The organism is Actinomadura sp. WAC 06369 (genome assembly GCF_003947565.1).
GTDB lineage: Bacteria > Actinomycetota > Actinomycetes > Streptosporangiales > Streptosporangiaceae > Spirillospora > Spirillospora rifamycini.
In genome coordinates, this window is the sequence record NZ_QHJN01000221.1 from 1 (window position 1) to 11,136 (window position 11,136).

The following is an 11,136-nucleotide window of genomic DNA, read 5'->3' on the forward strand; positions in this document are numbered from 1 at the left end:
CCGTCCGCGCCCGCTGCCCCACAGGCGGCCCCGCCGCACTCGGCGCCGGGATCGGACGCGGAGCGGCGCGTGCCCGGGGCGCCCGTCCAGGGGAGGACGGACGGGGGGTCGTCGGGGCCGCACCGGGCTCCGGGCGCACCCCCGGCGGGGCCGCCCGTGCAGGGACGGGACGACGCGGCGGCCACGCGCGTGGATCCGGCGCCGTCCGGGACGGGGCCGCAGTGGGTCGTCCGGACGGGCGAGCAGGCGGCGCCCGCGCGGTTCACCGCGCCGCAGCCGGCGTCCGGGAACGCTTCGTGGCTGGGCGCGAAGCCGCAGGTGGCGCCGCCGCCCGCCCAGGACCGGGCGCGCGTGCGCGAGGCGCCCGAGCCGCCGCCTCCGGCGCCGGGCCGGGAGGCGCCCGCGTTCGATCGTCCGCAGAGCATGCCGACGCCCCCCGGACCGGCGGGGCAGCGCGTGTTCCGGCCCGGGCTGCGGTCGGGGATCGCGGTCGCGGCCGTCGCCACGCTCGTGGCGGGCGGCGTCGCGTACCTGCTGAAGGGCGACGGCGTCCCCGGCGTGGGTTCGGGGCCGGGCGCCGACGGCGCGGCCGACGCGAGCGGCGTCTTCGCCGTGCAGGCCGCGCTCTACGACGGGCACGAGCAGGCGATCACGGGCGTCGCGGTCGCCGGGGAGACGGCGGTCACGGTCGGGAGCGAGACCGTCGACCGCCCGCGCGGCCAGATCCTCGTGTCGGCGGACGGCGCCGACCAGTGGAGCGTCGCGGAGGTGAAGCGGGAGGGCGGGGCGAGCCCGTTCGACGTCCCGCGGGTCGTCGCGGCGTCCGGCAAGGCGTGGGCGGCGCTCGGCGCCGGTCCGGCGGGCGTGGCCGTGTGGACGAGCGCCGACGGCCGGACGTGGACGCACCGCTCGTCCCCGCAGGGCTTCCAGCGGGGCGACGAGGTCGCCTCCCTCACCGCCGCGCAGACCGGCTTCACCGCCGCGGGCACCGGCCACGACGGGCGCCCGGCGCTGTGGACGTCCGCCGACGGGGCCGTCTGGCAGCGGGCCGCAGCCTCCGTCGAGGGGGCGCCGGCGAACGTGGCGGCCAACGGCGGCGCGGTGGTGGTCCGCACCGAGAAGGGCGAGCTGTGGCGGTCCGCCGACGGCGGCGCCACGTGGACGCGGGCCGAGGTGCCCGACGCGGACGGCTCGTACGGGCCGGTCGTGGCGCTGACGAACGGGCCCGGCGGCTTCTTCGCGGCCCGCGAGGGCAAGAAGGGGGACCGGCGCCGGGCCGTGTTCTACCGGTCGGCGGACGGCGTGGGCTGGACCCGCGCGAGCACCATCGACCGCCGCACCTACGACCGGCTCGCCGCGCTGAACGGCACGTCCGAGAGCCTGACCGCGCTGGTCCCGCTGACCGACGGGCGCATCGCCGTGCAGCGCAGCGACGACGGCGTGAAGTGGAAGTCGGTGGAGCGGCTCGACACGGACGGCGGCAAGGCCGCCGCGACGACGGCCGCGCTGCCCAAGGGCGTGCTGGTCGCGGGCGCGCAGGACAACGGCGCGTACCTCGCGGCGCCCGGCGCGCGGCACGACGACATCGACCTGCTCGCCGTCCCCGGCGCCGTCACCCCCGACCGGACCCTGACCCGCCTGGTCTCCGCCGGCGGGACGACCCTCGCCATCGGCAGCGGTGCGGGCGACGCGGCGGTGTGGCACACGCGGGACGGCGCGTCGTGGACGCGCGCGGGCGGCGGCGGGCTCGCCGGCCCGGGCGTGCAGCGCCTCGCCGACGCGGCCCACGGCCCGCAGGGCTGGGTCGCCGCGGGCGGCGGCTCCGGGACCCCGCTGCTGGTCACGTCCGCCGACGGCACCGCCTGGAATCCGGCGGCCCCGCCGAAGGCGGGCGAGGCCGAACTGTCCGGCGCGGCGCACGGCGCGGCGGGGTACGTGGTCGTCGGCGCGGCCGACGGCGCGCCCGTCGTCTGGCACTCCGCCGACCTCGCCTCCTGGACCGAGGGCACCGGCGACCTCGGTGACGGCCGCATGCGCGACGTCGTCGCCACGAAGTCGGGCTACGCCGCGGTCGGCGAGGGCGCCGCGAACGCCCCGGCCGCCTGGACGTCCGCGGACGGGAAGGCGTGGACGCCGGTGCGGGTCCCGCAGGCGGCGGGCGCCCTCACGAAGGTCGTCGCGCGCGGGGACACGCTGGTCGCGACGGGCGACGGCGACCTCGTCGGGGTGTCGGCGGACGGCGGCCGGACGTGGGCGTTCAGCACCCTCCAAGCCTCGTCGATCACCGCGTCGCTCGCGACGGGCACCGGGTTCGTCCTGACGGGCACTCCGGCGGGCACCTCGGACGTCGCGCTCTGGACGTCGCCCGACGGGACGTCGTGGCAGGTGCGGCGGCCCGAGGGGAGCGGCCTGAACGGCGAAGGCTCCCAGCGGCTCACCGGACTGACCGCCCTCGGCGACGAACTCCTCGCGACCGGGACGGACGGCACGACACCCACCCTGTGGCGCACCGACCTGCCGTGACGTCCCAGCGGGGCCGGGAAGAGCCGAACGACGCCCCTGCCTGCCCGCGGTGCGGCGGCGCGCTCGTCCCGATCGTCTACGGCCGGCCCGGGCCGAAGCTCGCCGAGAAGGCCGAACGCGGCGAGGCCGTCCTGGGCGGCTGCACGACGCGCCCGGACCGCCCGCACCACCACTGCCCCGCATGCCGAACCGACATCGGCGCCACCTAGTCGAGCCTGGCCGGATGAGGCCCCACCCATCCCCCCATTTCCGCGGATCGAGCGAGGCGGGCAACGGGCGATCAATCGGCATGACCACCTGACCAGCACAAAGTTCCGATCAAGATATAACCGCGCACGGTAAGTAGCCACTAACCCAATCTTATGCACACGACTTGGCCTCGGTTGGACCATTTGGACAGGGCTTGTCGCCTCGAAGCAGGGGTGAGAAACTTTCCATTGGATCAGGCGACCGGAAGTGAGCGACATCGTGACCAGGCCATGGGAAGCCGATCACGGCGCGGGGTTCCATCGGAGGCTGGGCAAGACGGCCGCCGAGGTCGGAGACAGCCGCACGACCCAGGACTGCCCCGAGATCTGGGAACTGGACAACGGCGACATCGCCGTTATCGGACGTGACGCCACCGGCGCTTACCGTGATCGGCTTCCGCCGGGAGTGAGCATCGGCTCGGACGAACGCCTCGTGGTCATCTCCGGGCGCCTCCTGTCGGCCGCGAAGCCGGACATCCGAGATGCTTGACCGCATTCCCGGGATCGCGGGGGACGTACTCGACCACGCGGCCTATCACCAGGATTTCGCCCGGCAGATCGAAGATCTGGGCGACGTGATCTGGAAACTCGAGCGGTCCCAATTCTTCCGCGAGTTGAACGATCCCAGTTGGCAGGCGTTCGCGTCCGGGGACTGGCGGCGCTCCTTGCACCTCCTGGAGGACGATCGGGACGCCGTGCGCACGGAGGCCCGGCTCAACAAGCGGCGCGGTGTGAGGATCCGGCGCGTCCGCGTGGTCGAGCGCCCCCTCACCCCCTACGTCCAATGGGAGTTGTACGCGCTGCGGATGCTGGCGGAGGAAGGCTTCGACCTGGCCGTGCTTCCGGCCGCCGAAGTGTCCGGGCTCGAGTCCGGCGGCCCGCTGCCCGAACTGGTGGTCATCGGCAAACGCGTCCTCTATCAGGTCCGATATGACCCGGATTGGACGCCTTGCGGGGCCAAACGCATCACCGCTCCGCATGTGATCCGCACGGCGGCGACGGAGATCGCGCACCTGTACGGCAAGGGTGAGCCTTTGCTGGACTTCTTCGAAAGGGAAGTGGCCCCGCTCCCGGCACCCGCCGTGTGAACTATCGTTCTCAGATGCCTTCCGTTCGTTTCGACCGGCGCAGGGTCACGAAAATCAACGTGACGCTGCTCGCCATTGTGGTGATCGGTCTCATCGGCGCGTCCCCCTGGTTCCTGCGCGCATTCGACGGCCCTACCTCCCGGTGGGAACGGTTGAGCTTCATCGGCCAGACGTACGGCGCCGCGTCCGCGCTCGTGGCCGCATTCGCGCTGGTCGGCATCGTCGCCACCCTCATTTTCCAGGCGCGGGAAACGAAGATCGCCCGCGAGGAGGCGCGCCGTGTGGCGATCGCCGAGTTGCTCAAGATGGCGATGGACGACCCGGACCTGGACGAGGCGTGGGGACCGGTGCCGGAGGGCGAGGACCGCAGGGCGCGGCGTCAGCTCATGTACATCAACATGATCATCTCCGAGTGGCAGATGTCCTTCGAGACCAAGGCGCTGCCTGAGGTGAGGTTGCGGGCGATCTCGCGGGAGATGTTCAGCGGCCGGCCGGGACGCGCGTTCTGGCGGGAGGCCCGGGAGGTCCGGCTCAGTACCTCCGAGTCCAAGCGGGCCCGGCGCTTCCATCAGATCCTGGACGAGGAGTACCGGCGGGCGCCCGCTCCGGCGCCCGAGCGGGCGCGGCGGCGGCCTTGGGGGCTGCTCGCGGGCGCCGCGGCGGCCGGGGCCCTCGCGATGGCTCCCGTCGTGCGTCGGGCCGTCGGTCGGCGGACCGGTCGGCGGCCGCGCCGCTGAGCCGCGTCGAGACGGGGGGTCAGTCGGGGGTGCGGCGGCGGTCGGCGGCGGCGGCGCCGAGGATCATCTCGTGGACGAGCCAGCGTGCGTCGTCCGAGAGGTCCACGAGCGCGCGCAGCACCTCGGCGGGGATGGCGCCGTGCTCGACCTCGCGCCGCAGCGCCTTGAAGGTGAGGTCCTCCTCGATGGGCGCGGCCTCGACCGGGAAGCCGAAGTAGCCGATCGGCACGCCGAAGAAGGTGGCGAGCGCGGTGAGGGTTTTGAGCTGTGGGTTCTCCTGGCGGCCGGTGCGGAGCTTCCACACGGTCGTGGAGGAGATGTCCTCGCCGGTGGCGCGGGCGATCGCGGCCGCGGTCTCGACGTTGTTGCGCGGGGGTCCGGCGGAGGCGGGCCACTGGTGGCGGATGAGCCATTCGACCTTCTCCGCGAGCGCCGCCCCCGGCGCCACGCCTCCGGCCCCCGTCTCGTTCGGCATCGTCAGGTCCTCCCCGTCTCGAACGCTCAACGACTAGAGTTGACCACATCCTTCCTCGTCAGCCAAGGACACGCGCCGGGCGCTAAGATCGTCCGTCGGAGCGGCGGGGGACGAATCACATGTTGTTCTCGATATCCGAGACGGGCTGGGCGCTGATCGCGATCGTGGCGACGGCCTCCTTCATGGCGGGCATGCACGTGTTCGTCACGGGGCTTCCGATGCCGGAGCGGGAGACCCGGCCGAACATGAAGCTCTTCCACATCCTGACGCCGCTGTTCGCCGCGGTCGTCCTGTGGGCGAGCCTGCTGCGGCCGGACTCCGGGGACCGGATCCTGTTCCTGTACAGCGTCGCGTTCGTGTCGATCCCGGTCGCGCTCCTCCCGGTGCGCGGGCGGCTGTCCAGGACGTACACGGCGCAGCGGCGGGAGCCGGGCGCCGAGGTGAAGACCGACGTGCTCGCGACGGCGTGGATCTGCGGGTTCCTGCTCGCCGTGCTCCTGGTCGCCGTGGCCGCGCTGATGGCGTACGACTACGGGGCGTAGCCCGCCGCGGAGGCGGGCGTCCGCCCGGCGAGGGCCTCGATCTCGGCGACCGCCGCGTCGGCGGCCGTCTCGGCGGCGATCGCGGCGGCCATGCGCCCGGCCGCGCGCCTCGGGGCGGGGTCGTCGAGGACGCGGCCGACCGCGCGGGCGATCGCGCGGGGCGAGGCGTTGCCGCGCACGGTGACCCCCGCGCCGGCGTGCTCGACGTGCCGTGCGACCTCCCGCTGGTCGCGGCCCTGCGGGAGGCACACGAGCGGCACCCCGGCGGCCAGCGACTTGACGGCCGTCCCGTGCCCCGCGTGGGTGATCGTCACCGCCGCCCGGCGGAGCACCGGGCCGTGCGGGGCCGCCTTGACCACCAGGACGTTGCCGGGGGCGCGGATCGTGCGCGGGTCCACGGCGGGCCCGGTCGTCAGCAGGCCCCGCACCGGCAGCGTGCCGAGGGCCGCGGCGATGCGCTCGAGCGGCCGCCGCTGGTTCATGAAGGACGAGCTCAGGCCGACGAGCGCCAGCGGCGCGTCGCCCGGCGGGAGTTCCGGCTCGTCCCCCGCCCAGGCGGGGTCGTCGAGCCGCGGGCCGACGTGGCGGACGTTGCCGGGGAAGCGCCGTCCGGGGTAGTCCAGCGCGCGCGGGGACAGGACGAGGCACCGGTCGGCGCGGCCGAACGCGTCGACGACCGAGTCGACCGGCGCGAGGCCGCTCGCGGCGCGCGCGGCGTTGAGCGCGGGCAGCCCCTTCGCCCACGGCTTGACCATCAGCCCGCCCGCGATCCGGTCCCGGGCGCGGCCGAGGGGGCCGGCGGCGGGCGCGAAGGCCGGGCCGAACGGCGGCGCCCCCTCGGCGGGCAGCGGGTAGATCGTCGTGACGAGCGAGGCCACCGGGACGCCGGCGGCCTCACCGGCGGTGAGGGCCCCGAGCAGGACGTGCTCGGCGACCAGCACGTCGGCGGGACGGGCGCGCAGTTCGGCGAGCGTGTCGCGGGCGTAGTCGGCGGCGGGGCCGCAGACGATGCGGTCCCGCAGCCGCGCGAACTCGCCCAGCGGCGTTCGGGCCTCGAAGTCCTTGATGACGTCGGCGTCCGGGTCGGACGTGTCGCCCTGGGGCGCGGTCGTCCAGGCGACGGGCTCGCCGCCGGCGGCCGCGACCTCGCCGTGCAGCGACCGGTCGGCCAGCACCCGGACGCCGTGGCCCCGTTCGCGGAGCGCGCGGACGATCGACAGGGCCGGCGGCACGGCGCCGCCGCCCGCCCACAGGGCGAACAGGACTTTCTTACCCATCGTCTCCCTTTCGCGGGTCGATCGAGACCACCAGGTCCCGCATGGCGCGTTCGGCGTCCCGGCGCGACAGCCCGAGGTCGCGCCGCCACAGCTTCCACAGGTAGACGTCCGTGGCGGCGTAGTGCAGGGCGAGCGCATGCTCGCGGTCGGGGCCGCCGGCCGGGAGGCGGTCGGCGAAGACCTCCTCCAGCCACGCCCGGTGCTGGACGCGCGCGTGCGCGGCCGCGCGGGCGATCGCGGGCACGCGGTCGATCTGGGCGGTCCACCGCGCGTTGGCGTCGCCGTGCCGCTCGTAGTCGTCGAACAGCACGGCGACGATGGCGTCCACGTCGCCGGCCGGGGCCCGCCGGACGACCGCCGTCTGCGACGCCACGAGGTCGGCGACGGCCTCGGTGAGCCCGTCCTTGCCGTCGAAGTGGTTGACGACGGTCTGCACCGACACGCCCGCTTCGTCGGCGATGTGCTGCAGCGTCACGTCGTCGTACCAGTGCCGCGTCCACAACCGCATCGCGGCGTCCATGATCCGCGTCCGCGTGGCCTCCAGCGCCGCGGCGCGGGCGCCCATGCGGTACGGGCGCCTCCCTGCGCTTTCCATGGAGTAAGAACTATATTCATTTGAGGGAGGAGTCAAATGAAAGTGGTCATCCGTCGCGGCGGAGGGCGAACCAGAAGGTGGGCACGTCGTTCGTGCCAGGCACGACCTCGGTGAGCGTCCAGCCGGTGAACCGGGCGCGCAGTTCGTCGGCGGTGACACCGGAGACGGGGTCGTCGAACGCCTCGGGGCCGTAGCCGAACATCAGCAGGCGCGCGCCGGGGGCGGCGCGGCGGGAGAGTCCGGCGGCGTAGGCGGCGCGGCGGTGCGGCGGGACGCCGCAGTAGCAGCTCAGGTCGAAGAACAGGTCGAACGGGCCCGGCACGTCGAGGTCGTCGAGCCGGGTGGCGTCCCCGCGCAGGACCCGCACGGGCACCCCCGCGGCGGCCGCCTTCTCCCGCGCCTGCCGGACGGCGCCGTCGATCAGGTCCACGGCGACGACCTCCCAGCCGCGGCGCGCGAGGTACACGGCGTTCGTCCCGGTTCCGCAGCCGAGTTCGAGGGCGCGGCCGGGCGGCGGCGCGGCGTCCCCCTCCACCAGGGCGACCAGCTCGGGCGGCGTCACGCCCGAGTCCCACGGCGGCCTGCCGGCGGCGTAGAACCCCTCCAGCTCGCGGCGGACGGCCTCCTCCTGGGCACGCTCCAGGTCCGATCGCGCGGCCGCTTCCCCTTCGTCCGTCACGGCACACCTCCATGTTTTTAGAGTTGAACTTTAGTGACGCACTCTAGATATAGGCTCGCACCATGGATGTGGTCAAGCGTCCGGACGGACGGGCGGAGCGGTCGCGCCGCACCCGGGAGAAGGTCATCGAGGCGGCGCGGGAGCTGTTCGTCGCGCAGGGGTACGGGGCGACGAGCCTGCAGGAGGTCGCGGACCGCGCGGGCGTGGCCGTGCAGACCGTCTACTACGTCTTCTCGAACAAGCGGACGCTGTTCAAGGGCGTCGTCGACACGGCCGTCGCCGGGGACGCCGAGCCGGTCGCCACCATGGACCGCGCGTGGTTCCGGGACGCGTGCGCCGCGCCCACGGCGGACGCGCAGCTGCGGGCGCACGTGGACGGCACCCGGGGGATCCTCGGCCGGATCGCCCCGATCCTGCCGCTGATCGGGGCCGCCGCGGCGACCGACCCGGAGATCGCGGCGCAGTGGCCCAAGGGGCCCGACCCGCGTTTCACCGTGCACCGCGCCGCCGCCGAAGCGCTCGCCGGCAAGCCGGGGTTCCGGCCCGGCGTCTCCGTCGCGACGGCGGCCGACCTGCTGTTCGGCCTGCTCAGCCCCGAGCTGTACCGGCTCTTCGTGCACGACCGCGGCTGGTCTCCGGACGCGTGGGCGGCGTGGGCGTACGAGACTCTCGCCGCCCAGCTCTGCGCCGGCCCCACGAACGGTTAACGGGCGGCCCGGCGGCGGCGGTGGTAGGCGAAGGTGACGGCGGCGAGCAGCGGCCCCCACAGCAGGAGCGGCGTGTAGGCCAGGTAGAAGATCGCGGCCTCCACGGCGCCCTGCTCGGAGGGGAAGTTCGCGGGCAGCCGCCCGCCCTGGAGGGTGCGGCCCTCGAGCTGCCCGATGAAGGCGTGCGTCCACAGCACCGTCAGGACGGCCGCGCCGAGGGACGCGGGCACGACGGCGGCCATCGGCGGCACGTTCCTGCCGCCCAGCACCGGGATCCAGCGGGGGAACCGCTCGCCCCAGGAGGCGACCAGGCCCACGGCGGTGAACGCGAGCAGCTCCGAGACGATCGACAGCAGGACGATGTACACGCGCTCGCCGATCCCGGCCTCGGCGCCCATCCCGTGGTCGTAGCCGAACGCGATCGGGAGGCGCCAGAGGCCGGACGGCAGGACGACGAGCGGGACGGCGAGGGCGGCGATCCGCGCCCAGCGGGGCACTCCGGCGGCGGGGGCGTGCGCGGCCCGCCACGCGGCGCGCAGCCGTCCGGTGCTTGCTGGCGGACGGGGCGCGGGCGGATCGGTCGGGGCGGTCATCGTCGGTCCTCCGGTCGGGCGGGCCCGGTGCCCGCTCCGCGTCGACGATCGCAACCGGGCCCGGCCGCCATCGCCACCCGCCGGAGGGAGCCCGCTCCCCCGTCCGGGGGAAATCAGGCCGAGAACATGGCTCTCATCCTGCATGAATGCGTGTCTTGAGGGAAGTTCATGTTCACGAACCGTTCCCCCGATACCCCCGGAAGGGCAGGCACGGATCATGGACCAGAGCGGTGTGACCTGGCGAAAGAGCTCCCGCAGCGGCGCGAACGGCAACTGCGTCGAACTGGCCGCGCTCCCCGGCGCCGTCGGTGTCCGCGACAGCAAGGACCCGGACGGCCCCGTCCTGCTCCTGCCCCCCGCCGTCCTGCGCGCCGCCCTACGCGCGGCCCGCGCCCAGGACGGCGCGCTACCCGGCTAGCCGCCCCTCCCGGACGGACGGACGGACGGGCGGGCGGGCGGCCCGAAGGTCCCGCCCACCCGTCCGGGCCGCGATGGTTCAGAGAGCGCTGCGGGTCAGGTCGTGGACGGCCTCGCTCATCGTGACCGGGTCGACCTCGCCGAGGGGGACGGCGTCCGCCGGCTCGGCCGCCGGTGCGGGGCCCGCCCACAGCGCGCGGATCCGCTGGTCGTGCCCCTCGCCGTACATGTACGCGTCCAGGCCGGGGCTCAGGTTCGCGACGACGTACAGGCCCGCGGGGTCGCGGCGGGCCATCCAGGCGCCCGACGAGTCGCCGTCGGGGGACGGCGCGTTCCAGCGGCCCTGCGAGTGCCCCTTCGCCTTCCCGTAGGGCAGCACGAGCCCCTCCACCCGGCTGAGGGCGCTCGAAGCGCGCTCGGCGTCCGTGAGCCGGTGGACGGGACGTCCGAGCTGGTCGAAAGGCTGCAGGATCTCGTAGTCGGCGAACAGGTCGGCCCAGGCGTCGAGATCGTCCAGCAGGACCGGGTGGGCGATGCCGACGCGGTCGCCGGGCGCGGGGACGAACGGGTCGTCGCGGACGTCGGCGCAGGTGCGGTCCTCGGCGACGCGGAAGGCGGTGCCGCCGCCGGTGATCCACACGAGCCGGCGGGCGATGTGCCCGAGCAGCGGGTGCTCGACGAACAGGGCGCGGAAGTCGCCGGGCGTCCAGCTCCGCCGCTCGACCATCGCGGTCTCGAGGCGCGCGATCTCCTGCCCGGCGATCGTCCGCAGGTCCTTCCTGAGGCCGGTGAACAGGGCGTGCGCGGCGGGGGCGAGCGCCGGGTCGTCCTTCGGGCCGGGCTTCGGCGCGCTCTTGCGCGCCTTCCCGCCCGGTTCGACGACGAGGGGGGCGAGCTGCTCGTCGAACGTCACGGTGAACCGGCGCGGGCCGTAGTCGAGGACGAGCTCGCCCCGGTCGTCCAGGCCGAAGTCCGGGACGGCGCGGTCGGCGAGGGCCTCGGCGGTCATGCCGCGCGCGGCGGCGATCTCGTCGATCTTCCGGGCCGCGCGGGCCTTGAGCCCCTTGTACTTGCCCCGGCGGGTCAGCTCGAACAGGTGGGTGAGGGCGACGTCGGAGCCGATGCCGGCGAGGACGTCCAGCGCGGCGGCCGCCCGGGAGGCGGCGCCCTCGCCCGGCCAGCGCTTGATCAGCGGGCTGATCCGCCGCACCGTCGTGTCGTCCCCGATGAGGCCGAGCTGCGCCAGCGCCCACGC

The 11,136-nt window shown here is 74.8% G+C and carries 14 protein-coding genes; 8 read left to right on the forward strand and 6 right to left on the reverse strand.

The window, feature by feature from the left end:
- The first annotated feature begins 156 nt into the window (after positions 1 to 156).
- The 5 genes from DMH08_RS35800 (at position 157) to DMH08_RS35820 (ending at position 4,596) form a co-directional block, all read left to right on the forward strand.
- A complete protein-coding gene (locus tag DMH08_RS35800) occupies positions 157 to 2,523 on the forward strand; it encodes a sialidase family protein (protein ID WP_125620582.1) in 2,367 nt (788 codons plus the stop codon).
- Positions 2,520 to 2,732: a hypothetical protein gene (locus DMH08_RS35805; protein ID WP_034519377.1), complete on the forward strand. Its 213-nt coding sequence runs from the start codon at positions 2,520 to 2,522 to the stop codon at positions 2,730 to 2,732. The genes DMH08_RS35800 and DMH08_RS35805 overlap by 4 nt, the downstream gene beginning before the upstream one ends.
- Positions 2,733 to 2,991: 259 nt before the next feature.
- Positions 2,992 to 3,261 (forward strand): hypothetical protein, encoded by a 270-nt coding sequence (locus tag DMH08_RS35810; RefSeq protein WP_026403837.1) that lies wholly within the window; start codon positions 2,992 to 2,994, stop codon positions 3,259 to 3,261.
- Positions 3,254 to 3,859 (forward strand): DUF6879 family protein, encoded by a 606-nt coding sequence (locus tag DMH08_RS35815; protein ID WP_125620583.1) that lies wholly within the window; start codon positions 3,254 to 3,256, stop codon positions 3,857 to 3,859. The genes DMH08_RS35810 and DMH08_RS35815 overlap by 8 nt, the downstream gene beginning before the upstream one ends.
- A gap of 14 nt (positions 3,860 to 3,873) precedes the next feature.
- On the forward strand, positions 3,874 to 4,596 hold the full coding sequence (locus DMH08_RS35820; protein ID WP_125620585.1) for a DUF6082 family protein: 723 nt from the start codon (positions 3,874 to 3,876) through the stop codon (positions 4,594 to 4,596).
- Positions 4,597 to 4,615: 19 nt separating this feature from the next.
- Here the strand turns inward: DMH08_RS35820 and DMH08_RS35825 are convergent, their stop codons facing one another.
- Positions 4,616 to 5,101: a helix-turn-helix domain-containing protein gene (locus DMH08_RS35825; RefSeq protein ID WP_125620587.1), complete on the reverse strand. Its 486-nt coding sequence runs from the start codon at positions 5,099 to 5,101 to the stop codon at positions 4,616 to 4,618.
- 89 nt (positions 5,102 to 5,190) lie between these two features.
- Here DMH08_RS35825 and DMH08_RS35830 point away from each other — a divergent pair, with 89 nt between their 5' ends.
- Complete coding sequence (locus DMH08_RS35830) at positions 5,191 to 5,613, forward strand: hypothetical protein (protein ID WP_125620589.1); 423 nt, start codon at positions 5,191 to 5,193, stop codon at positions 5,611 to 5,613.
- Here the strand turns inward: DMH08_RS35830 and DMH08_RS35835 are convergent.
- Genes DMH08_RS35835 through DMH08_RS35845 form a run of 3 tightly spaced genes read right to left on the reverse strand, consistent with a single transcriptional unit; the run spans position 5,601 to position 8,164 of the window.
- A complete protein-coding gene (locus tag DMH08_RS35835) occupies positions 5,601 to 6,890 on the reverse strand; it encodes a glycosyltransferase (RefSeq protein ID WP_158642453.1) in 1,290 nt (429 codons plus the stop codon). The two genes, DMH08_RS35830 and DMH08_RS35835, sit on opposite strands and share 13 nt — an antisense overlap.
- A complete protein-coding gene (locus DMH08_RS35840; protein WP_125620593.1) occupies positions 6,883 to 7,485 on the reverse strand; it encodes a TetR/AcrR family transcriptional regulator in 603 nt (200 codons plus the stop codon). Before DMH08_RS35840 ends, DMH08_RS35835 begins: the two co-directional genes overlap by 8 nt.
- A gap of 46 nt (positions 7,486 to 7,531) precedes the next feature.
- Entirely contained in the window at positions 7,532 to 8,164 is a 633-nt protein-coding gene (locus DMH08_RS35845; RefSeq protein ID WP_199748164.1) for a class I SAM-dependent methyltransferase, read from the reverse strand.
- Between the two features lie 62 nt (positions 8,165 to 8,226).
- On the opposite strand from DMH08_RS35845, the gene DMH08_RS35850 reads away from it, so the two are divergent.
- Positions 8,227 to 8,871 (forward strand): TetR/AcrR family transcriptional regulator, encoded by a 645-nt coding sequence (locus DMH08_RS35850; protein WP_026403840.1) that lies wholly within the window; start codon positions 8,227 to 8,229, stop codon positions 8,869 to 8,871.
- Here the strand turns inward: DMH08_RS35850 and DMH08_RS35855 are convergent.
- Positions 8,868 to 9,464 (reverse strand): hypothetical protein, encoded by a 597-nt coding sequence (locus DMH08_RS35855; protein ID WP_026403841.1) that lies wholly within the window; start codon positions 9,462 to 9,464, stop codon positions 8,868 to 8,870. The two genes, DMH08_RS35850 and DMH08_RS35855, sit on opposite strands and share 4 nt — an antisense overlap.
- A gap of 217 nt (positions 9,465 to 9,681) precedes the next feature.
- On the opposite strand from DMH08_RS35855, the gene DMH08_RS35860 reads away from it, so the two are divergent.
- A complete protein-coding gene (locus DMH08_RS35860; RefSeq protein ID WP_034519383.1) occupies positions 9,682 to 9,882 on the forward strand; it encodes a DUF397 domain-containing protein in 201 nt (66 codons plus the stop codon).
- Between the two features lie 78 nt (positions 9,883 to 9,960).
- Here the strand turns inward: DMH08_RS35860 and DMH08_RS35865 are convergent.
- A partial coding sequence (locus DMH08_RS35865; protein WP_148108632.1) for a DUF4132 domain-containing protein occupies positions 9,961 to 11,136 on the reverse strand: 1,176 nt, incomplete at its 5' end.